This is a genomic window from Epilithonimonas sp. KH_059 (assembly GCF_057838485.1).
Genome location: NZ_CM174468.1, coordinates 1,602,021 through 1,624,199, shown reverse-complemented (window position 1 = coordinate 1,624,199; position 22,179 = coordinate 1,602,021). Strand labels below are relative to the sequence as shown.

Genomic DNA, 22,179 nt, shown 5'->3' with positions numbered 1-22,179 from the left:
ATTCTGTTTCCTTTAGGAACTACAAGACAATGTAGAACATCCAAAGGTATCTTCATATCCCGAAGGTCGTTTGGCACTCAACTCAGGATACAACTGCTCATAGGGAGATTTCAAGGCGGATTTCAACTGATCAAACAAGGTCCTTTCTCCCCGTTCAAGCTGCTGAATGCATTCGTACAGAAGGTAATTTCTTAATGTGAATTTAGGATTGTTCTTTTGCATAAGTAGCAAAGCCTCCTGATCAGAAATGAGGTTCCTCATTTTACGCGTTTGGTACTTTTCGATAAAGGCGCTGAATTCTTCTTCTTGCGTAGAGGAAAGAGTCCCATAAAACACTTCCTTGAAAAAGGAAACGGGATTCTGCGGGCCCACAAAGGATTCTAATTTAATAAAAAACAGGGTATAATCGGCCTTTGTGCTTTGCATTATACTTTGCCACTCTGAAAAGAAATCCGCATCGTCTTTTTCCAATTGCTCGAAGCCAAATTTTCTTGCCAGCATTTGATCATGCTCCTGCCAAAAGTAAGAGGAAAACCCGTCTAGCACTTTCTGAAGTTCTTCGGTATCGTGTACAAGGGGAGCTATTGAATTTGCAAGCTGCCATAGATTCCACTGCGCAATTCGGCCCTGCTGGCCAAATGCATATCTCCTTCCAGGTAAATCGGTTGTGTTTGGGGTAAAGTTTAGATCGTACTCATCTAGCATAGAAAAAGGCCCATAATCGATCGTGATGCCCGCCAGCGACATATTATCTGTGTTCATAACGCCGTGAGTAAATCCCACTCGGTACCACTGCACCATCAAATCGGCTGTTTTGTGCATAACTTGTTTGAACCAAGCTAAATAAGGATCCAGGCTCTGTTGCAACTCCAAAGCATTTGATTCTCTTTCGATCAAAAAATCGACTAGGTCTTTTAGTAAATCTTCTCTTCCCTGGGAAGCGAGAAATTCCAAATGGCCAAAACGAAAAAAATTCTTTGCCGTGCGCATCATAAATGCTCCCTTTTCAGGCCTTACGCGCCCGGAATACAGTTTGTCTCGCATCACCGCTTCGCCAGACAAGGTTAGACTTAAGGATCGAGAAGTTGGGACACCTAAAAAATGCATCGCTTCGCTCATTAGGTATTCGCGCACCGTTGAGCGTAGAACCGCTCTGCCGTCTGCACTACGAGAATAAGGGGTTGCGCCTACTCCCTTCCATTGAAGTTCCGTAAGCTCCTTTCTGTCATTTTCAATTTCTCCTACATAAATTGCACGACCATCCCCAAGCTGCCCCGCCCAATTCCCAAATTGATGTCCACTGTAGGCTGTCGCATACGTTTCAAGATATTCAGGAATGAAATTGCAATTTAGAAAATCACGGTCTTTTGAGCCCTCGATTCCACCAAGCCCTATCTCATGAGATAGTTCCTCATTAAAATCGAGCAACTCTGCTTTTGGAAATGAATCTGGGCGCACCAATGCATACAGTACATTTGGGGTTTGGCGCTGTGCTAAATCATAGCTCTCATCGCCCGGAAACCGTTTGCGAAACAATTGAGTAATACTATCTAATCGCATAATACATATTCATAAAGCGACAAAAAGGCCTTATAAAAGGCCTTTTGAACTATTGATTGAAATCTACGTTGGAGTCTTTATTTAATTTCTCGTTGAGATTTTCTTCCTTCTTCACAGGGGCCTTCTCCTGCGTCGATCGATCGGGAGTCGGATTTCGAATTTCTTCAATCGTCTGAAGTCCTCCGTCATCACCGTATCCTCCTAACCCTGACAAATCACCACAGTCTCCTGTCCAGTTTGAGGGCTTAATAAATTTATCCTCAGCGGTAACCCCTAGGGACTTTTCGGCCCAAATTTTCTTCATGTAGATCGCCCAAATTGGCAAGGCCATTTTCGCCCCTTGTCCTTCTCCCGTACTTCGGAAGTGGGTGGCTCTATCTTCCCATCCTACCCAAACACCGGTGGCCAAATTAGGAGTCATCCCAATGAACCATCCATCTGAGTTATTCTGAGTCGTACCTGTTTTTGCAGCAATCTCTATCTCTTTTGGAACTCCACGTCTTCCAAGCTCTCCTGAGGCGGTTCCATATTCGGCTACCCCCTTCATCAAATCAATCATGGTATAAGCGTAGAGTTCATTCATTACCTCTTTGGTTTCATTTTTCACCTCCGTAATCACTCTTGAATTCGCATCTTCAATTCTCCAAATCATTTCCGGACGAATGTAATTCCCAAAGTTAGCAAAGGTACTGTACGCCCCTAGCATTTCATAAATGGTAATGTCTGACGAACCTAAAGCAACCGCAAGCTGCCCTCGAGGCATATCTTGCGTCACACCAAGATCACGAGCAAGCTGTATTACTTTGTCCGTTCCTGTCATATCCATTAAGCGTACCGCCACTGGATTTCGAGAAAATGCCAAAGCATTTCTTAGGGTTAATTCACCGCCTGTTCCCTGCACTCTGTAGCCCCGTTCATCAAACGTTGCATTCGAGATCTTGGTACAAGGAGTCATTCCCAAATTCATAATGGCAGCCGCATACACAAACGGTTTGAATGTTGATCCCACCTGACGTTTCCCTTGCTTAATATGGTCGTACTGGAAATGCTGCCAGTTAATTCCGCCAACCCAAGCTTTAATCTCTCCGGTACCAGGTGTCATCGACATAAGTCCTGCCTGCGCAATTTGTTTATGATAACGGATGGAGTCGTAAGGGGACATTTCCACTTCTTCCTCCCCGTTCCACGTGAAACGTGTGGTTTTAATTGGTTTTTGAAACTCTAGCATAATAGAGTCTTCCGGAATGCCCGCGGCCGCTAATTGTTTATAACGTCCCGTTCTCTTCATTGCCTGTAGCATAATTCGATCGCTTTCCTTTTCAGATATCAAATAAAACGGTCTCGCTTTACGGCCCTTTTGCTCTGCATCAAAACTTTTTTGAAGAACCGTTAAGTGTTCCTTAATCGCTTCTTCGGCAAAACGCTGCATTTTTGAATCAAGAGTTACATATATTTTTAACCCGTCCTTATAAAGGTTTAAAGGCTTACCGGTCTTCTTCTCATGCTCTTTCAAATATTTTTCAATCTCTTTGCGAAGGAAAAATTTATAATAAGCACTGTATCCTTCGTCAATAGAACGAATAGGCTGATAATCGGTTACGATCGGCGTGTCGATTGCCGCTTGGTAGGTAGACTGGTCTAAATAACCGGTTTGAAGCATTTGCTCTAAAACGACATCTCTTCTCCGTTTTGCACGTTCAGGATTTCGTAAAGGATTGTTTGCAATAGGAGCTTCAAGCATGGCGACGAACATCGCCGCTTCTGGAAGGGTCAAATCTTTTGTCTTCTTATTGAAATAAACGCGTGAGGCCATTTCAATCCCGTTTGCATTGTAGGTGAAATCAAACTTGTTGAAATAAAGCGTCACGATTTCCTCCTTGGTATATCGTTTTTCCAAACTTACCGCTACAACCCACTCTTTTAGTTTTTGCACAACCCGATAGAGAGGGTTCGATGAAGGCTTCTTCGTAAATAAAAGTTTGGCCAACTGCTGCGTAATGGTAGATCCACCTCCTCGTTCTCCTCTAAAGTAAACCGCTCTAGCAAAGGACTTTACATCAATTCCTGAATGTTCTTTGAAGCGTTCATCTTCTTTAGCCTGAAGGGCATAAACCAAATAAGGGGGGAGTTCTTGAAAAGTAACGGGCTCCGTTTTCTCTTTTTCGAACTTTCCGAGCAAAACTCCGTCTGCGGAAATAATTTCAGAAGCCACATAAATATCCGGATTTTCCAGCTCTGTCACCTCTGGCATATCGCCTAGAAATCCTTGCGATACAGCAAAGAAAACAGCAGAAACACCCAAGATTACCACCACAAGTGCCGTCCAGATAAATTTAATCCATCTTTGAGTTGCAGCTCCCTGAGGCTTTTTCTTTGGCAATGGGAAGGTACTTTTGTTACCTGTTTGTTTTTTATTTTCCATCTTTCAATTGCGCAGTTTGAATTTTAATTCCAAAATCTTCAATTCCTTGTAGAGTTTCTCGTACGGTTTCTGGAGAAACTTCTAGTGTATAAAGTCCATTTTGGGGAAATCTATATTGACTTTTATACGTAAACAATACCTCTTTTGTATCCCCAAACCCTTTTCCTATCCATTCTCCATTTGACGCTGCTAGTTGCAAGTTCACACGCTCTTCTAAAATCACTTTTGTCGAGTCTACGCGCGTTACCACCTTTAGATTTAGATCATGGTAGGGATATTCACTATTGTTTCTTACAACAAATATAATGTTTTTCGGATTTTGAGCCTCTTTTATTTCAAAATGAAACCTTTGAGTTTCGGATTTAGGCCAAATCCCATTCAAAGAATGAATTTGAATGTCCTCCCTTGAATTTACACAACTACCTAATACACTTACTAGTAACAGCAGAAGTATCGCATTAAATTTTGTCATTCGGTTTTGGCTGCGAAACTTTTTCATTGGAATTTCCCTGGCTGTTTGACTTCGATCTTGGCCCCGATTTGCGATTGTTTGAATTCGATTGGTTTCTATTCTTATTCGGTCTTTTTTCGCCTGATCCAACGGTCTCCTTTTTGTTTTGCGCTTTCGATTCGTCACCTGATCTTCGATCTCTCGGTTGGTCTTTTTTGCTTTTATTGGAACCTTTGCGGCTATTTTGACGACCTCTTGAATCAAAACGGTCAATTTTGCTTTCTTGAATCAAATCCACTGGTTTTTCAGAAACCACATCCGTCGACATTAACTCTTCTAAAAGCTGCGCTTTTTGACCTTTCTTATTGCGTTGAATTTGTTCTTTTACTTTCGCCGTATCAATGTCATACCAAGCCATTGGGTTCTCCGCATAGGCAAACCACATTTTTCGTTTAAACACGTCAATTTTGATGCAAAATGCACGTCCTTTTTCGGTGTCTAAACTTGTATTGGAGGAAGGGAAGTCGGACAATGCGTCCATATAGCTTTCTAGCTCATAGTTCAGACAACATTTTAGTTTTCCACACTGACCCGCTAGTTTCTGAGGATTGATACTAAGCTGCTGATAACGCGCTGCATTCGTATTGACAGACCTGAAGTCGGTCAGCCAAGAAGAACAGCAAAGTTCTCTACCGCAAGACCCAATTCCTCCGATTTTCGCAGCCTCTTGACGGAACCCAATTTGTTTCATGTCAATTTTGGTTCGAAAGGTAGAGGCATATTCTTTAATTAGTAGTCGGAAATCGACTCGGCTATCGGCGGTGTAATAAAAGGTCGCTTTCGCTCCATCGCCTTGAAATTCTACGTCTGTTATTTTCATTGCAAGCCCTAAACGAGAAGCAATAATTTTTGCTTGCGTTTTGATTGCATCTTCCTTCTTTCTAGCTTCTTGCCAGGTTTCCACATCTTTTTGATTGGAAACTCGGTAAATTTTCAGGGCGTGTTCAGGTGAAAAATTCTTCTTTTTCATTTGAATATTCACTAACTCTCCTGTTAGGCTTACTACACCTACATCGTGTCCGGGACTGGATTCCACTGTAACAATACTCCCTATATGAAGTGGGAAATTTTGAGTGTTACGAAAAAAACTTTTTCGATCGTTTTTAAAACGTACCTCTACAAGTTCATTGACGGTCTTTTGACTTGGGCTACTCACATCGGAGAGCCAGTCAAATACACTTAATTTATAACTATTGCCACAAGTATTCACACTTTCGCAGCCATTTGCAGATTTCGTACCGCAAGAATGACCGGAATCGCCGGATGTTTTACATCCACAACTCATATTTGATTAATTTTAATAATTGCAAATTTAGGATAATTTTTAACATAGGACTCGCTCTTGTTTCTCAAAGCGCTAGGAAGGACTGAATTCAAACACAGGATCCTTAATTTTTCCTGCTGCCAACAAAAAAGGAACCTCAGTATTCCTGTGCCCCTTAAGAAACTCGTGGCGGATCCATTCTGTTTAATCTTAAACACCTGCGAAAACCACTCCACTTTAGAAAAACAATCGACTCTTCTACAGGTTTATAAATTCAAAACCTCAGAAAATAAAAATTAAACCCATGCTTTAAATAGTAATTTGTTTAAATTTGTTAACGAAAATTAACATTCGTATACAAATTAGTTCTAAATTTGAAAGCAATAATTACCAATCTATGAAAAAAATAATCATTACAATGTCCCTTTTGGCAGGTATGACTGCCTATGCAGGAGGGTTCAGAGTTTCCCTTCAAGGGGTGAAACAATTGGCAATGGCACATACCAGCGCACATGTCGAGGATGCAAGTGTGGCATTCTTTAACCCTGCCGGTATCGCGTTCATTCCCTCAAAGCTAAGTGTGGCTGCGGGAGGATTCGGAGCGATTTCTTCCGTTACTTATCAAAACCCAAATACCCACGAATCGTTTGAAACCGACAACCCGATAGGAACTCCTATCTATGCCGCTGTGGCCTATAAGCCTATTGAAAACCTATCCATTGGATTTAGTTTCACGACTCCATTTGGAAGTACCATCGATTGGGGAGAAGAGTGGGCTGGAAGAGAGATTGTTCAAAAAATGTCTCTTAAAGCGATGTTCTTTCAACCTATGGTGGCTGTTAAGTTAGCTCCTTGGGCATCTGTTGGGGTGAGCTACATCCATGCAACGGGAGAGGTAGATTGGGACAAAGCCGTAACTCAACTCGGTGGTAGCCTTAACATCAACGACAAAAAAGCAAAAGGAAGTGGATATTCCCTTGGCTTCTATCTTCGTCCCACAGACAAATTAGATTTAAGTATCGCCTACCGTGGTCCTGTAGATATGAAAGCTGAAAATGGAACTGCTACATTTGATATTTCCCCAGCACTTTATCCAAATCTAGGATTAAGCGCGAACGGAGAAGACCAATTCCAAGCGACACTACCTCTTGTGGATGAGTACACGATTGGAGCCACTTACCAAGCCACTGAAAAATGGAAAATCTCTGCGGATTTCAATTACACAGGATGGGAGAGATACTCAAGCTTAACACTTGATTTTGCCAACGCCCCTGTCGGAAATCAACCGAACGACCCGACCGTGCTTACGACTCCGAAGAACTTCCACAACACGAAAACCTTCCGAATCGGAACCGAATACAAATTTAATCCAATGATTGCAGCTCGCGCCGGATGGTACTGGGATGAGGCTCCTTACACAGACGAAAATTTCATTCCGGAAACCCCTTCGTTTGATGCAAATGTGTTCACAGCCGGTTTAGGACTTAAATTTGGCGGACTTGGAGTAGACTTAGCGGGAGCGATGTCCTTTCCGAAGTCGAGAGTGTTTGACAATCCGAATACACACTTCGCAGGACAAGCAAAAGCCAATACCTATTATTTTGGTTTAGGTCTTAACTACAACATTAAATAATTAGAAAACGATGAAGAAACTTATTATACCCGCAATTGCCGCCTCTTTTTTATTGCTTACTTATAGTTGTGAGACGGACTTTGACCAAGACGTGGAATCTATCTCTGTATCGAAAGGAGATGCAGACTTTAGTAAATACGTAGCGTTAGGAAACTCCCTAACGGCTGGATATAGAGACAATGCTTTGTACGTAGACGGTCAAAACGAATCGTACCCTAGCATGCTTGCTCAGCAAATGAAATTAGCTGGAGGAGGAGAATTCAAGCAGCCAATGATGACCGATAACTTAGGAGGAATCCCAGCCATCGGTGTGGCCAACAAACTCGTTCTTGCGGTAGATGCGAATGGTTCACTAGGACCTGTTGTCGCAAGTGAAACCGCTTCCAATACAATTGCAAGCATTTATGGCAGCGGACCTTACCAAAACATGGGGGTTCCCGGTGCAAAATCTTTTCACCTACTTGCACCCGGTTACGGAAGTGCAGCAGGTCTACAAACAGGTACTGCTAATCCTTACTTTGTAAGATTTGCATCCTCAGCGACCACGACTGTACTTGGAGACGCCATGGCACAAAATCCAACTTTCTTTTCTTTATGGATTGGAAATAACGATGTGTTAGGGTACGCAACTTCAGGTGGAGATGGAAGCAATCCAATTACAGACATCGCACTCTTTACACAGGCTTACAATGGACTTGTTGCCACTTTAACCTCTCAAGGAGCGAAAGGAGTGGTTGCGAACTTACCGAATGTAACCGCGATTCCATTCTTTACGACCGTTCCTTACAATCCCGTTCCACTTGATGCAGCGAGTGCTACAGCACTAAACCAACAAGTGTTTGGGCCATTAAGTCAAATTTTATCGGCTTATGGGCAAGGATCTAGAATTAAGATGGTTTCTCAGTCTAACAACCCACTTCTTTTGAAGGACGAATCGTTAACCGATTTATCTGCGCAAATTGCAGGAGCCCTTGTAGCGAATGGAATTCCAGCTCAACAAGCAGGACTCATGGGCGCACTTTACGGTCAAGCAAGACATGCAACCAGTGCCGATTTAATCCCATTAACAACAAGCTCTGTTATTGGAACGACCCCTTCTTCTCCAATGGCTGTAGCCCCATTTGATAAATTTGGTGTGACTTTCCCACTAGAAGATAAGCATGTATTAACTGCGGTAGAGAAAGACGAAGTACTTGCAGCCACTAGCGCATTCAACAAAGTAATCAGTTCTGCTGCCAGTGCGAAAGGACTTGCCTTTGTGGATGCAAATTCGAAAATGCTAGAGCTCGCAAAATCTTCAGGAATCAATTTCGATGGCGTAAAATACACCACTACTTTTGTAACTGGAGGTACCTTCTCTCTTGATGGGGTTCACCTAACAGGACGTGGGTATGGAATTATTGCAAATGAATTTATTAAATCCATCAATAGTAAATACAACTCTTCCCTTCCTTTGGTGAATGTGAACCAATATTCAGGAGTTACATTCCCTTAAGTTAGGATCGATATTTTAAATTAACCAAAAAAACCAGAGCGATTGCTCTGGTTTTTTTGATTCCTAATTTTTTTTGCTTAGGGTTTTCCGATTGTAAACCGAAGTCCAGTCCGTAGACTTACATTAACCGGTTTATCTTTATACAAAGACTGTATGCTTGAATTGTCATCTAAATGGTATTCAATACCGGGTTCCACATATAGACTAATGTTTTTATGCAAACGGTATTCAAGGCCCACACCGGCATTTAAAGAAACTTGAACGGGTTTTTCACTAAGTTTTTCATTCGTAAAAGTCTCAGGCTCATCCTTCACTACGTATTTGGTTCTCGAATTAGAAGCTACTACTTTTTTAACCTCTCCTCCTCCATAGGCATATGTGCGTACTTTGGAACTCTCTGAAATTTCATAATTGACAAAAAGAGGCACTCCTATATAATGTAGATCTTGTCGGCTCTCCCAATAGCTTGTTTCCGTTCCCGCTTTTAGATCCGAACGTAAAAGCGTATAAGTTAAACCCGAACTTAGACTCCATTTTGAAGTAAGAGGGTATTGAACCGCGAGTCCGTAAGTCACAGGGGTATGATGATTCACTTCTGTGCTGGCTTTTTGGGCTGAATTCTCCACCAGTACGTTCGCATAGGGCGCATCAAGCTGCGCCATCGCCATTCGTGAGGCACTTCCACCGCTTAGGGTTAAGTACCCTGGGTTTTGTGCCGTAGAATTGGATGCCAATTGTCCTGCAATCGGTCCAAAACTAAAACCTCTTCTCTCTTTTGTCCTCTTTTTTGAGCTTGAAATTCGATCGGATTGTTTCTGCTTCGCAGTCCCTGCAAAGTTTTTATACGGATAAGGGTCTGCTACTACTTCCGCTCCACTTAGAATCCCAAACGTTTGGATACCTGGCCCTGAAAAAGAGGATAGAGACGGGCTGTTTATATACGTTTCTACTTCTTTACGATTTTGATTCACTCTAGTTAAGAAGGGATCGATACTTTGTAGAAAAGATTTCTCTCCCTTTACAATCTTCGCTATTGCTGGCTCAGATTCTGTTCTTAATTCTTTATTCTCAACTTTATTTGAAGTTTTGGACTCTTCGGTATTTCCTTCCAAACTCAACGTACTTTTTGGCGAAATTTGCTGCTTTCTGTCTAAAGTTGAAAAGAGCAGTGCACCGCAGACTAGGATTCCCCCTAGACTCGCAGCAATGGCTAAGTTTTGAACTTTTCGTCTTCTCGCTATACGGGCAGAGCTACTCACTAGCGGGGTAGAAGAAACCTCAGAAGGAAGCTCAACAAATAGATTTTGTTCTATTTTTTGCCATCCGTCTGAGTCCGGAGCCATCTCGTGGCCTTCCATCTTCTCTCTAAGCGTATGTGACCAATTGCGTTTCATAAGATCTTTTTATCTAAACGTTGTCGTAATTTTATCTTCTCCGCTAAAATGCTTTTAGCGCGGTGAAGTTGGGATGCAGAGGTGCTCTGGGTAATGTTTAAGTGCTCTGCAATTTGCTTGTGACTTAAATTCTCAAATACAAACAAATTAAAAACAGTTCGGTATCCATCCGGCAATTGCAGTATAAACTCCAATATCTCCTCCTGAGATAGACTCTCAACTTCTGGCTCTAAGGTCTCGGGCTCAGCAAGCTCCTCTTCAAACTGAAGTCTTTGCCACTCGGACCGAGATTTAAGCTCTCGAAGCGCTTCATTAATCACAATTCGTGAAGCCCAAGCCTTAAGTGAGCCTTCTCCACGAAATTGGAAGGAAGAAATCGAATGGAACATTTTGATAAAACTATTTTGGAGCACATCGTTTGCAAGATCCCGGTCTCTCACATAACGAATGCATAGCGACATAAGGCCAGGAGAAACTGAATGATACCATTCTCTCCACGCCACTTGTTCCTTTCGAAGAAGTGAGGCGATATATTCCTGTTCCGATCCTCTATAGCTATTCATTCCGATACTTCCCTGCAAAAAAACAAGGATTGTTCAAATGTACAACCCTTGTCTTAATTTATAGATCGAATTCTATTTTTTTAGTCCTCCAAATAAGTAGCTAATCTCCTCGGTAGAAGCTAGCTCCTCTCCATCTACTTCAATTTTGTCTGCATTAAATGCAAGGTAAAGTTCTGCTCCCATTTCAGTGGCATAATAAGAACCTGCGGCTTCTTCTTTAAAGTGAACCACTACAGATTTGGTTTGTCCGTCTACCGGCAAATCAAATTGAAGAGCTTGTGCTCCTAACTTTAGAATCACTTCTTTCTTACTAGAAGCCAATTCTGCTGTATATCCCAATGTGTAAGGAATAGGATCAAGTTGCTCTAAAGCTGCTTTTACTTTAATTGGATCCGACAGAATGGATCTTACAATCTCGTCCATTGGAAACTCCTTAATTGCAATTGCATCTGCACTTGCCGTAAATTCTGCAAGGTAGGTTTTGTTAAATTGTCCCTGCTTCGCGACAGCCTTCCCACTATACACACCGGGTACATCGCTCACTTCAACGGGCAATAATTCAGTGAAATTATCGTCGTCCATACGGCATGAGACAAAAGTTAATCCGATTAATGCAAACAGAGCGAAGGTACGCATCCAAGTCATTTTGTTTTTCATTTCTTAAAGTTTATAATTTTAAATTGTTTTAATGAGCACTCACTAGGATAAAGTCAAAAAAACAGAAACCTTGCATGGGAAATTGAAAAAAAATCCTAACCATTTGATATTCAATGGTAAAAATTTTGAATAATAATTTCATTTGCGCTCGCCAATTCCAAAAGGATCTATTCTGACGTTATTGCATTTGCCCTTCTCTCCTAAGAAGGGAGGCCCATTTACCCCTGAAATAGATTGTCCTTAACATTTAACGGTCCCAAATTCATGTTACATTAAATTTTGTTTAAATTTGTGCTCTAATAAAAAGTTAAAAATGGCGGAGCAATTAAGTTATTTATTTTCGACAAGAACAAGCAAAGAATTAGCAGAAAAGATGGCCGAATTTTATGGTCAATCGCTAGGAAAAATCAATTTTCAAGAATTTAGTGATGGGGAATTTGAACCGGTTCTTGATCAATCTGTTCGAGGAGGACGTGTCTTTTTAATTGGGTCGACATTTCCACCTGCAGACAATTTATTAGAACTTCTTCTAATGATTGATGCGGCAAAAAGAGCATCCGCGAAAAGCATTACAGTCGTTATTCCTTACTATGGACTTGCAAGACAAGACCGAAAAGACAAACCAAGAGCACCCATTGGAGCCAAATTAGTAGCCAATCTACTTACCGCGGCAGGGGCCACACGCATCATGACCATGGATTTGCATGCGGATCAAATCCAAGGATTCTTTGAGATTCCAGTGGATCATCTTTACGCCTCTACCATTTTCGTAGATTACATTACTTCATTGAATCTAGATAGTCTTACCATTGCCTCTCCAGATATGGGAGGAGCAAAAAGAGCGAAAAACTATGCGGGACACTTAGGAGCAGAAGTGGTTATTGCTTATAAAGAAAGAAAAAAGGCAAATGTCATAGAAGAGATGTTCCTTATTGGAGACGTGAAAGAACGCAACGTGATCCTGATCGACGACATGATCGATACAGCAGGAACGCTTTGCAAGGCAGCAGAAATCTTAATGAAAAACGGTGCGAAATCCGTTCGTGCAATGGCAACCCACGCAGTGCTTTCTGGAAAAGCCTATGAAAATATTGAAAACTCACCTCTTTTAGAAGTAATTGTCACGGATACCATTCCTGTGAAAACAGAACTTAGCTCTAAAATCAAAGTACTCTCGAGTGCAAAGCTTTTTGCAGACGTGATGAAAATGGTTCACGAACACCAATCCATCAGCGAAAAATTCATAATTTAATTCGCAAACGACGATCTAATCTATCCGCCCTCCCTTTTCTTGGAGGGCGGTTTTTAGTTTAGCAAAAAAATAGTTATCTTTGCCCACTCAAAAAATAATTTTTTTACAATGAAATCAATTACAATTCAAGGCACAAAAAGAGAAAGCGTGGGCAAAAAGTCTACAAAAGCTTTACGTGATGCTGAACTAGTTCCTTGTGTTGTTTATGGTGGAGGTGAACCTTTAAACTTTTCTTCTGAAGAAAAAGCATTCAAAGGCTTAGTTTACACGCCAGACGCACACACAGCTGAACTTGTTATCGACGGTCAAACCATCCCTGCAGTTCTTCAGGACATTCAGTTTCACCCAATTACGGACAAAATTTTACACGTAGACTTCTACAGACTATCCGACGACAAGCCGGTAATCATGGAAGTACCTGTAAGAATAACAGGTCGTTCTAAAGGGGTTGTTGCTGGGGGTGCACTAAGACAATCTTTCAGAAAACTGAAAATCAAGGCTCTACCTGCAAACCTACCAGACGAAATCGTAGTCGATGTAACTCCACTTAAGATTGGTAACAAACTTTATGTAGGTGACATCAAAACTTCTAACTTCACTTTTATGCATCCAGACAACGCAGTTGTTGTGGCTGTTAAAATGTCTAGAACTGCTCTTAAAGGTGGTGGTGCTGCTGAAGACGATGAAGAAGAAGAAACCACAGAAGGTGCAACGGAAGCACCTGCAAGTGAATCTGCAGAATAATAAAAATCTCTTAGGAGACACAAGAAAGCCGCTTCATTTTTATGAAGCGGCTTTCTATTTCTTCCCATTCTTAGAAATCTATTTTTCAATTCCGTTGCTTGAATCTTTTATCTCGGTAAGCAGTCTATTTTGCACTTCCTTTTGTCGGTTAGGATCCATCCCTCCTCTCCCTTGACCTCGACCGGGTCCAGAAGCTGCGGACATAAAGGCCACAGGATCCTTTCGGAATTTCGCTTTTTGCTTTTCAAAATCAGAACGCTTTAAGGTGATGAGACGTCCTCTGCCAAAACCACTGGTGTCCGCGCTACTGGCTGCACTCACGTTTAGGGATTTGCTTTCTTTTAAATCAAAGCTATACTCACCCGATTCGTCCTCTACTTTTACAATTAGTCCTGGAAGACCTGAAAACTTATATGGTCCATCTGCAAAAGGGATTTCCGTGGTAAACCATGCGGTCCATTTTCTCCCCCCAAAATCAACGGTTGCTTTTTGCGCAGAATAATCGCCCACCTTAGTCGTTTCGGGCTGGATTTCCCAAGGCATTTTACGATCCTCTACGTAGGTGTATTGATCCCGTCCAATTCGTTCTTGGTAGGTGATGACTTGGTCCTTTAAGTTTTTCTTTACTACGTAGTTTATTTTCGAGTTCAGATCTCTGAACTGAGAGGCTTCCATAGTCCCAGTCACTCTCACACGCTGGATGAGGGAATCTCGTTTTACCGAATTCTCTGACTGAAATACCGATTGTCCTTCTCCTACATCGAGAAGTACATTTTCAACCACCACTTGGTCTGGTTTTTCAAGATTAGGAATCATCCTTGCCTCGTATACAAATCTCATCGATTGGGCACTTCCTAAAAAACTTACTGTGACGAGTAAGGAAAGCATTAGTTTTCGCATTTCAAATTATTTAAAGTTGGATAAGAAATTTTAAGAAAAGTTAAAAAAATTCCATTGAGAAAACACCTTTCTTTTCGAACTTCCCATCCATAGCGAATCTCCAAGCTTTTCAACATCTTAAAAAAGGATAAAAAAGTCCTCTTAAAGTCTCTGTCAATGGGAATGATAGGTAAAATAAGGAGTTAAATTTGATAATCCATGTAATAGTTCGTATTTTTGTAATCTAAAATCATTCTAAATAAAAACAATGATCAAAGTAAGCGATCAAGCAAAACAGAAAGCCATCCAACTCATGAGCGATGATGGGTTCGATGCACTAGTAGACTACATTCGTGTAGGCGTAAAAAGTGGGGGGTGCTCAGGACTTGAATACGTCCTGAAATTCGACCATTCGAAAGAAGAATTAGATCAGGTTTTTGAAGACAACGGCATCAAAATAATTATTGATAAGAAATCCATCCTCTACCTAGCGGGAACCGTACTAGAGTATTCAGGCGGCCTCAATGGAAAAGGATTCGTATTCAACAATCCGAATGCCTCGAGAACTTGCGGTTGTGGAGAGAGTTTTAGCTTATAGCAAGCAAAGGGCTCCTAGTGCAGCCTCTAATTCTATAAAACAAAACGTTTTAAAGAATAACCTATTGTAAATCTTATGACTAAATATACAGAAGACGATCTAAGAGAAGATCTCAAGACCAAAGAGTACGAAGCGGGCTTTTATACGGACATTGAGTATGAAGATTTCCCGACTGGACTGAATGAAGACATTGTTCGACTAATCTCAGAAAAGAAAGAAGAACCAAGCTGGATGACGGAATGGCGTTTAGATGCGTACCGTGTTTGGCTTAAGATGGCTGAGCCTACTTGGGCCAACATTAAACACGAATCTCCAGACTTCCAAGCTATTAAATATTATTCAGCGCCCAAGAAAAAGCCAGAATTAGAAAGTCTTGACGAAGTAGATCCTGAACTACTGAAAACCTTTGAAAAACTAGGGATTAACATCGAGGAGCAAAAAAGGCTTTCCGGTGTGGCGGTGGACATCGTGATTGATTCCGTATCCGTAAAGACCACCTTTCAAAAGACACTGAAAGAAAAAGGAATTATTTTCTGCTCCATTTCGGAAGCCATCAGAGAGCATCCGGAACTGGTCAAAAAATACTTAGGTAAAGTAGTTCCTAGAGGAGATAATTTCTACTCTGCCCTAAACTCCGCTGTATTTTCGGACGGTAGTTTCTGTTACATTCCAAAAGGGGTGAAATGCCCTATGGAGCTTTCTACTTATTTTAGAATTAACCAAGCAGGAACCGGACAGTTCGAAAGAACTTTGGTGATTGCAGACGAAGGAAGCTATGTATCTTACCTAGAAGGATGTACTGCACCTTCAAGAGATGAAAACCAATTGCACGCGGCCGTAGTAGAGCTCATTGCAATGGACGGTGCGGAAATTAAATATTCCACAGTCCAAAACTGGTATCCAGGAGATGACCAAGGAAAAGGTGGAGTTTACAATTTTGTAACCAAACGTGGACTTTGCGAAAAGAATGCAAAAATTTCATGGACCCAAGTAGAAACTGGATCTGCCGTGACTTGGAAATACCCAAGCTGCATTCTTAAAGGAGACAACTCCATTGGAGAATTCTACTCGATTGCTGTCACCAACAATCATCAATATGCCGATACCGGGACCAAAATGATCCACATCGGTAAAAACACAAGATCTACGATTATTTCCAAAGGGATTTCTGCTGGAAAATCAAACAACTCGTACCGTGGACTTGTGAAGGTGATGCCAAGTGCAAAAGGAGCAAGGAACTTCTCACAGTGTGATTCACTCCTAATGGGTAATGAGTGCGGCGCGCACACTTTCCCTTACATTGAAATAAAAAACCCTACGGCACAACTTGAGCATGAGGCCACTACTTCCAAAATTGGAGAGGATCAGATTTTCTATTGCAACCAAAGAGGAATCAATACAGAAAAGGCCATCGCTCTTATTGTCAATGGATTTAGTAAGGAAGTACTAAACAAGCTTCCTATGGAATTTGCAATTGAAGCTCAAAAATTACTTGAAATATCACTAGAAGGATCTGTAGGATAATAGGTCCGATCCAAAACCTAAATTTAAAGTCTGCCATCACGATTGGCATCATAAATACGCAAATTAGATTATGCTTAAAATTAACAACCTACATGCCGAGATTAAAGAGGAAGGCATTGAAATACTAAAAGGAATCAACCTAGAGATCAAACCGGGAGAAGTCCATGCGATCATGGGACCTAACGGAGCAGGAAAATCAACTCTTTCTTCCGTCATTGCAGGAAAAGAAGATTACGAAGTTACGCAGGGAGATATCCAATTTGAAAATAGCAGCATTCTAGAGGACGCGCCAGAAGAGCGTGCACACAAAGGAATTTTCATGTCGTTCCAATACCCGGTGGAAATACCTGGTGTAACGGTAACCAACTTTATCAAAGCGGCTTTGAACGAGACTCGTAAAGCGCATGGACTTGAGGATTTACCTGCAAAAGAACTCCTTGCCCTTGTAAGAGAAAACTCTGAAAAACTAAATATTCGCAAAGATTTCTTAGGCCGTTCGTTAAACGACGGATTCTCAGGTGGAGAAAAGAAAAGAAATGAAATTTTCCAAATGCTAATGCTGAATCCTAAACTTGCGATTCTAGACGAAACGGACTCGGGACTCGATATCGATGCCTTGCGAATCGTTGCAGACGGGGTGAATTCATTTAAAAACGAGGGAAATGCAGTTCTATTAATCACGCACTACCAAAGACTTTTAGATTATATCCAACCTGACTTTGTTCATGTTCTTGCCGATGGAAAAATCATCAAAACGGGTGACAAATCTCTTGCCTTAGAACTTGAAGACAAAGGCTATGATTGGCTGCTAAACTAAGATCTTAACCCGGGAGAAGAACCTCTCGATTTATTTTTTGCCCCCTAGGGCAGTAAAACCTAAATATAAGAATGCCACTATTAGAATCTATTCAAAATAACCACCCTGAATTTCTACAAACGCTTGAGCATCGTTTTCTAGATGAACCTAGAAAAGAGGCTCTTGCGAAATTCCTTGATCTAGGCTTTCCTACAAAGAAAGACGAGGAATATAAATACACGAACCTAAAGGAAATTACAGAAAAAGAGTACTCGATGTTCCCTGTGGAAGAACATCATATAACCGAGGAGCAATTAAGCCAGCTGCATCTAGGAGAAGAAAACTTTGACTGGATTGTGTTCATTAACGGGAAGTTGCGTAAAGAACTATCCAAAGTTTCCATTGAAAATGTGGAATTCATGTCCTTTAAGCACGCCTTAAACGATGCGAACTACAAAGAAGTTTTTGACAAATACTTTGGGAAAGTTGCAGATCCAGATTTGGCCTTTACCAATCTGAACATGGCTTATTTCCGCAATGGATTCTTCATGAAAGTGCAGAAAAACGTCGTGATTGAAAAGCCGATTCACGTGTTCTATCTTTCGGACAATCAACCTACAAATACTTTCTATAACACAAGAAACCTACTTATTGTAGATCAAGGTGCAAAAATTGAAGTGATCGAAAGTCATCACAACTTCGATACGCATAGTGTCTTTACCAATTCAGTTACGGAAATCTTCACGTATCCCAATGCAAAAGCGGACTGGCACAAAGTTCAAAACGATTCTTCTACTTCCTATTTAGTAGACCACACCTTCGCAAAACAAGAAAGAGATAGTCTTACCACGGTAAACACCTTTTCTTTTGGAGGAAAAATCATCAGAAACAACCTAGATTTCATTCAAAACGGATCCAACATTAATTCCTTCATGAACGGAATTACCATTATCGGAGACGACCAATTGGTAGACCACCACACGGCGGTACATCATAACCAGCCTAATTGCGAGAGCTATCAAAATTACAAAGGAATCTACAACGATCGTTCACACGGTGTATTCAACGGAAAAGTTTTTGTAGATAAAATCGCACAGAAAACCAATGCTTACCAGCAGAATAATAATATTTTACTTTCTGAAGGAGCTAGCATTGATACAAAACCTCAATTAGAGATTTTTGCAGATGATGTAAAATGTTCCCACGGTTGCACCGTAGGGCAGCTCGACAAAGATGCCTTGTTCTATTTAAGACAGCGCGGCATTTCTGTCAAAGAAGCGCAAGCGCTCTTACTATATGCCTTTGCAAATGATGCGATGGAAAACATTGACATCGAACCTTTAAAAACCAAAATCTCAAAACTTTTAGCCGAAAAACTAGAAGTTCAAATTGAGTTTTAATTTTTTTCATAAAATGTTTTTTTTAATCTGCCGCCCCTTGGACGGCAGATTTTTTGTTAATTTACACTATGGATTTAAAGGCAATTAAAGAAAATCTCAACTTTTTTTCAAAAGAAGACAAGCTAAGGGAGGCCGTAGAATATCTCGTGGAAACCTTTGGTTTAAGTCATAGTAACATCAAGAGCTTTGAATTCCGTCACGAAACCTCGCCGCACAGTCTATTGCTTACCGCTGAAGGACCCATTGGAGGCAAACAAACGGTTTATTTACCCCAGAATATTTTGCATTTCGACCTTTCCCTTATCCTCAACATGATTGCCCATGAGATGCTTCATGTTCGCCAAAAGGACCCTAGCAATCCTATTGAAGACAAAAACGAGCGTGAGTGGCTGGCCTATTACGAAATGCTTTTCCACCCTAACTTCCCTTTGATCCCTGACGCTCCTGACTTTAACCGCATCCAATTTGCCGAAAAAGCCTTTGAATACTACAAAAGGATGGGAGAGGGATCCTTACTCCAAGCTCGTTATGAAAAACAAAAAAGGCAAGTTGAGAAGCTACTTGAGTCTTTGAAACTACCTAATAAGAACTTATTCAAATCCGAACTATAAGCATTTAATAGATTAACTTCGAAATAGTAAATAAAGAGCAACCTATCTCCGCCATGATAAAACAAATTCCAATAGAAAAGATCCTATTTTTAGATATTGAAACCGTCTCGCAAAAGCCAAAATGGGAAGAACTTACCGACACGGAAAAGTACTTATGGAACAAAAAAGCAAAATCGCAGCTTGTGGAAGGTCAGGATTCCTCGGAGGTCTACTTTGAACGCGCCGGTATTTTCGCAGAGTTTGGAAAAATTGTCTGTATCTCTGTGGGTATGGTCGAAAAATCCGGCCGCTTGAAAATTAAAAGCTATGCTGACAATGACGAACTCATCCTTCTTCAAGAATTCGGAGAACTTTTTAACCATTCGAGCATGCGTGGGACAATACTCTGCGCGCACAATGGAAAAGAATTTGATTTTCCATGGATTTCTCGGCGCTATCTAATCAATGGAATGCAGCCTCCGCATGCGTTCCAAAATTTTGGAAAAAAACCTTGGGAAATTCCTCACCTAGACACGCTCGAACTTTGGAAATTCGGAGAATACCGTAGTTTCGTTTCCTTAGAACTTCTCTCTCATGTATTAGGTCTTCCCACGCCCAAAGACGACATTGACGGCTCCATGGTTTCGTCTATCTTTCATATAGACAAAGATTTAATTAGAATAATTAAATATTGTGAAAAAGATGTCTTAACTTTGGCAAACGTATTTTGCCGCCTTAGGCAAGAACCTATTTTAGAACGTTATTAAGAGAATTAAATGAGTTTAACAGACGAACAAGTCGCTAGTATAGGCGAAAAGATTATTTTAACATTAAAGACGGTTTACGATCCCGAGATTCCGGTCGATATATACGAATTAGGGCTTATTTATGATGTCCAAATTTCAGAAGAAGGGGAAGTGAAAGTCATCATGACTTTAACCACTCCGAACTGTCCTGTTGCCGAATCCCTACCCCAAGAAGTGAAGGAAAAAGTCGCAGGAGTTCCTGGCGTGAAAAACGTAGATTTAGACTTGACATTTGAACCGGCATGGAACAAAGACATGATGAGCGAGGAAGCAAAATTTGAGCTTGGCATCTTATTCTAATCGTTAGCCTACCCCTAGGTAGACAATCAATTACAAACAAAAAAAGAGGATTTAGCATCCTCTTTTTTGTTTTCTTTTATCGCGTCGCAAGCGGCTCGCTGCTTCGACTCCACTCACTCCATGAGCCCACATAGAGCGTAGGGATTTCAAATCCTGCATAGCTCATTGCCAAAATGGTATGGCAGGCCGTGACACCCGAACCACAATGTACAATAGGGGAATGACTATCCTCTTTCTCAAGGATGGATTTGTATTTTGATCTTAAGATTTCTTTGTCTAAAAACAGTCCGTGCTCATCTAGATTCTCAGAAAAGGGAACATTTAGGGCTCCTGGAATATGACCTGCGACGAGGTCAATGGGCTCAAAATCTCCATGGTAGCGCCCCTCTTCTCTCACGTCAATTACCACTCGCTCTTTTTGATGTATTGCTTTTTTCACCTCAGGAAGGGATACGACAGGAAGACCCCAAACTGTGGCCTCTATTCTTTCAGCAGGCTTTGCCTTCTGAGGTCCTGAACCCAGAGGGATTCCCTGAGAAACTCCAGCTGCAAGCCCACCGTCGAGAACGTAGACCTCCTCGAGGCCAATCGCTTTTAACATCCACCAAGCTCTTGCGGCCGCATTTGCGCCAAAACTAGTATCATATATAACGACCCACGAGTCAGGCGTTATTCCAAGCTGACTCACAGTCTCTAAAAACACAGAAACTTTTGGAAGCGGATGACGTCCCCCTTTTGCAGGGTCCTGCGTTACAGAACTTAAATCTTTGTTTAAATCTACGAACAAGGCTCCGCGTAGGTGGCTTTTCCAATAATCCTCCTTGGCCTGCGCCCCTGTTCTTGCGTCCAACAAGACGAGTGCGGGATTAGAAAGCTTATCCTCCAACGCCTTTGCTGAAATTAACGTAGAGTTCTTCATTGTATTAAAGTATTAAAAATGGAACACGTCTTTCGCCCGGTTATAGGCACTTTCAAAATTCAGTAAATTAAGTCCGTGTGGAATGTTTTTAGTGTGTAGAAAATTAATCAATTGCTCCGTTGGAAGATTACCGACTAAATCGTCTTTAGCCATGGGGCATCCTCCAATTCCTTTAATCGCACTGTCAAAACGAACGCAACCCTGATCGTAGGCTGCTTTAATTTTTTCGTAAGAGTCCTCGTAGCGATTGTGAAAATGCGCGCCAAAATTAATCTCCGGATTTAAACTTGGAATTTTGTCGAATAACAAATCAATGGTCTCGACTGTGGCCACTCCAGTCGTATCGGAAAGTTGGATGTTCGTGATGCCGATCTCAACAAAGCGTTTGGCCCAATAATCCACATCCTCCCATCTCCATTTTTCCCCATAAGGGTTTCCGAAGGCCATTGAAAAGTACAAATTCAATTCTTTGCCTTCTGCATTTGCCATTTTAAAAATCTCACCAATTTGGCGAAAGGCTTCTTCTTGATTCTTGTTTGTGTTTCGGAACTGAAAAGTTTCCGAAATAGAGAAAGGGAAGCCTAAAATATCGACATTGGAATGGCTTAGTGCCTTTTCAGACCCCCGTATATTCGCGACGATCACAGAAAGCTTTGTCTTCGAATTGGATTTGTCTATTTGGTCAACCACTTCTCCGCTGTCCGCCATTTGAGGAATTGCCTTTGGGGATACAAAACTTGCGCAATCTAAAACATCAAATCCTACACTCATAAGTTCATTTATGTAGTCAATTTTAGTGTCTGTGGGAATAAATTCATCCCAGCCTTGCATGGCATCTCGAGGGCATTCAGTAAGAAACATGTGTTCGTATT

General features: G+C 41.3%; 21 protein-coding genes. 11 read left to right on the top strand and 10 right to left on the bottom strand.

The genetic code is table 11. From position 1 onward, the window contains the following. Positions 1-12: 12 nt before the first annotated feature. Genes AC3IRX_RS07640 through AC3IRX_RS07625 form a run of 4 tightly spaced genes read right to left on the bottom strand, consistent with a single transcriptional unit; the run spans position 13 to position 5,778 of the window. Positions 13-1,560, bottom strand: a complete 1,548-nt coding sequence (locus AC3IRX_RS07640; protein WP_489209424.1) for a protein adenylyltransferase SelO — start codon at positions 1,558-1,560, stop codon at positions 13-15. A gap of 49 nt (positions 1,561-1,609) precedes the next feature. After that, a complete protein-coding gene (locus tag AC3IRX_RS07635; protein ID WP_489209422.1) occupies positions 1,610-3,982 on the bottom strand; it encodes a transglycosylase domain-containing protein in 2,373 nt (790 codons plus the stop codon). Further along, on the bottom strand, positions 3,972-4,454 hold the full coding sequence (locus AC3IRX_RS07630; protein WP_489209420.1) for a gliding motility lipoprotein GldH: 483 nt from the start codon (positions 4,452-4,454) through the stop codon (positions 3,972-3,974). Before AC3IRX_RS07630 ends, AC3IRX_RS07635 begins: the two co-directional genes overlap by 11 nt. After that, on the bottom strand, positions 4,441-5,778 hold the full coding sequence (locus AC3IRX_RS07625) for a PSP1 domain-containing protein (protein WP_489209419.1): 1,338 nt from the start codon (positions 5,776-5,778) through the stop codon (positions 4,441-4,443). Before AC3IRX_RS07625 ends, AC3IRX_RS07630 begins: the two co-directional genes overlap by 14 nt. Positions 5,779-6,154: 376 nt before the next feature. Between AC3IRX_RS07625 and AC3IRX_RS07620 the strand changes: the two genes are divergently transcribed. Both AC3IRX_RS07620 and AC3IRX_RS07615 read left to right on the top strand, forming a co-directional pair. Beyond that, complete coding sequence (locus tag AC3IRX_RS07620) at positions 6,155-7,390, top strand: OmpP1/FadL family transporter (protein ID WP_489209417.1); 1,236 nt, start codon at positions 6,155-6,157, stop codon at positions 7,388-7,390. A 10-nt stretch (positions 7,391-7,400) separates the two neighbouring features. Further along, positions 7,401-8,885 (top strand): SGNH/GDSL hydrolase family protein, encoded by a 1,485-nt coding sequence (locus AC3IRX_RS07615; protein WP_489209416.1) that lies wholly within the window; start codon positions 7,401-7,403, stop codon positions 8,883-8,885. Positions 8,886-8,962: 77 nt separating this feature from the next. Here the strand turns inward: AC3IRX_RS07615 and AC3IRX_RS07610 are convergent, their stop codons facing one another. The 3 genes from AC3IRX_RS07610 to AC3IRX_RS07600 all read right to left on the bottom strand — a co-directional run bounded on the left by AC3IRX_RS07610 (position 8,963) and on the right by AC3IRX_RS07600 (position 11,499). Next, positions 8,963-10,279: a porin family protein gene (locus AC3IRX_RS07610; protein ID WP_489209414.1), complete on the bottom strand. Its 1,317-nt coding sequence runs from the start codon at positions 10,277-10,279 to the stop codon at positions 8,963-8,965. After that, on the bottom strand, positions 10,276-10,842 hold the full coding sequence (locus tag AC3IRX_RS07605) for an RNA polymerase sigma factor (RefSeq protein WP_489209412.1): 567 nt from the start codon (positions 10,840-10,842) through the stop codon (positions 10,276-10,278). Before AC3IRX_RS07605 ends, AC3IRX_RS07610 begins: the two co-directional genes overlap by 4 nt. Positions 10,843-10,914: 72 nt before the next feature. Next, complete coding sequence (locus AC3IRX_RS07600) at positions 10,915-11,499, bottom strand: DUF4840 domain-containing protein (RefSeq protein ID WP_489209411.1); 585 nt, start codon at positions 11,497-11,499, stop codon at positions 10,915-10,917. A gap of 313 nt (positions 11,500-11,812) precedes the next feature. Here AC3IRX_RS07600 and AC3IRX_RS07595 point away from each other — a divergent pair, with 313 nt between their 5' ends. Further along, positions 11,813-12,751, top strand: a complete 939-nt coding sequence (locus tag AC3IRX_RS07595) for a ribose-phosphate pyrophosphokinase (protein ID WP_489209409.1) — start codon at positions 11,813-11,815, stop codon at positions 12,749-12,751. 108 nt (positions 12,752-12,859) lie between these two features. Then, positions 12,860-13,495: a 50S ribosomal protein L25/general stress protein Ctc gene (locus tag AC3IRX_RS07590; protein WP_489209408.1), complete on the top strand. Its 636-nt coding sequence runs from the start codon at positions 12,860-12,862 to the stop codon at positions 13,493-13,495. 78 nt (positions 13,496-13,573) lie between these two features. Here AC3IRX_RS07590 and AC3IRX_RS07585 read toward each other — a convergent pair whose 3' ends face one another. Beyond that, positions 13,574-14,395 carry a GLPGLI family protein gene (locus AC3IRX_RS07585; protein WP_489209407.1) on the bottom strand — a complete coding sequence of 274 codons (822 nt, stop codon included), beginning with the start codon at positions 14,393-14,395 and terminating at the stop codon, positions 13,574-13,576. Positions 14,396-14,642: 247 nt separating this feature from the next. On the opposite strand from AC3IRX_RS07585, the gene AC3IRX_RS07580 reads away from it, so the two are divergent. The 7 genes from AC3IRX_RS07580 to AC3IRX_RS07550 all read left to right on the top strand — a co-directional run bounded on the left by AC3IRX_RS07580 (position 14,643) and on the right by AC3IRX_RS07550 (position 20,388). Next, positions 14,643-14,972 (top strand): HesB/IscA family protein, encoded by a 330-nt coding sequence (locus AC3IRX_RS07580; protein ID WP_459082838.1) that lies wholly within the window; start codon positions 14,643-14,645, stop codon positions 14,970-14,972. A 75-nt stretch (positions 14,973-15,047) separates the two neighbouring features. Then, positions 15,048-16,496, top strand: a complete 1,449-nt coding sequence (gene sufB, locus AC3IRX_RS07575) for a Fe-S cluster assembly protein SufB (protein WP_489209405.1) — start codon at positions 15,048-15,050, stop codon at positions 16,494-16,496. A 70-nt stretch (positions 16,497-16,566) separates the two neighbouring features. Continuing rightward, positions 16,567-17,313 (top strand): Fe-S cluster assembly ATPase SufC, encoded by a 747-nt coding sequence (gene sufC, locus AC3IRX_RS07570; RefSeq protein WP_489209403.1) that lies wholly within the window; start codon positions 16,567-16,569, stop codon positions 17,311-17,313. A gap of 71 nt (positions 17,314-17,384) precedes the next feature. Continuing rightward, positions 17,385-18,692 carry a Fe-S cluster assembly protein SufD gene (sufD, locus tag AC3IRX_RS07565; protein ID WP_489209401.1) on the top strand — a complete coding sequence of 436 codons (1,308 nt, stop codon included), beginning with the start codon at positions 17,385-17,387 and terminating at the stop codon, positions 18,690-18,692. Between the two features lie 68 nt (positions 18,693-18,760). Next, entirely contained in the window at positions 18,761-19,303 is a 543-nt protein-coding gene (locus AC3IRX_RS07560) for a hypothetical protein (protein ID WP_489209399.1), read from the top strand. A gap of 53 nt (positions 19,304-19,356) precedes the next feature. Beyond that, entirely contained in the window at positions 19,357-20,049 is a 693-nt protein-coding gene (locus tag AC3IRX_RS07555; RefSeq protein ID WP_489209397.1) for a ribonuclease H-like domain-containing protein, read from the top strand. A 9-nt stretch (positions 20,050-20,058) separates the two neighbouring features. Further along, positions 20,059-20,388 (top strand): SUF system Fe-S cluster assembly protein, encoded by a 330-nt coding sequence (locus AC3IRX_RS07550; RefSeq protein WP_459082854.1) that lies wholly within the window; start codon positions 20,059-20,061, stop codon positions 20,386-20,388. 76 nt (positions 20,389-20,464) lie between these two features. On the opposite strand, the gene AC3IRX_RS07545 is transcribed toward AC3IRX_RS07550, so the two are convergent. Both AC3IRX_RS07545 and AC3IRX_RS07540 read right to left on the bottom strand, forming a co-directional pair. After that, entirely contained in the window at positions 20,465-21,307 is an 843-nt protein-coding gene (locus tag AC3IRX_RS07545) for a sulfurtransferase (RefSeq protein ID WP_489209395.1), read from the bottom strand. Between the two features lie 12 nt (positions 21,308-21,319). Then, positions 21,320-22,168, bottom strand: coding sequence for a hydroxymethylglutaryl-CoA lyase (locus AC3IRX_RS07540; RefSeq protein ID WP_489209393.1), 849 nt, complete (start codon positions 22,166-22,168; stop codon positions 21,320-21,322). Positions 22,169-22,179: the final 11 nt, after the last annotated feature.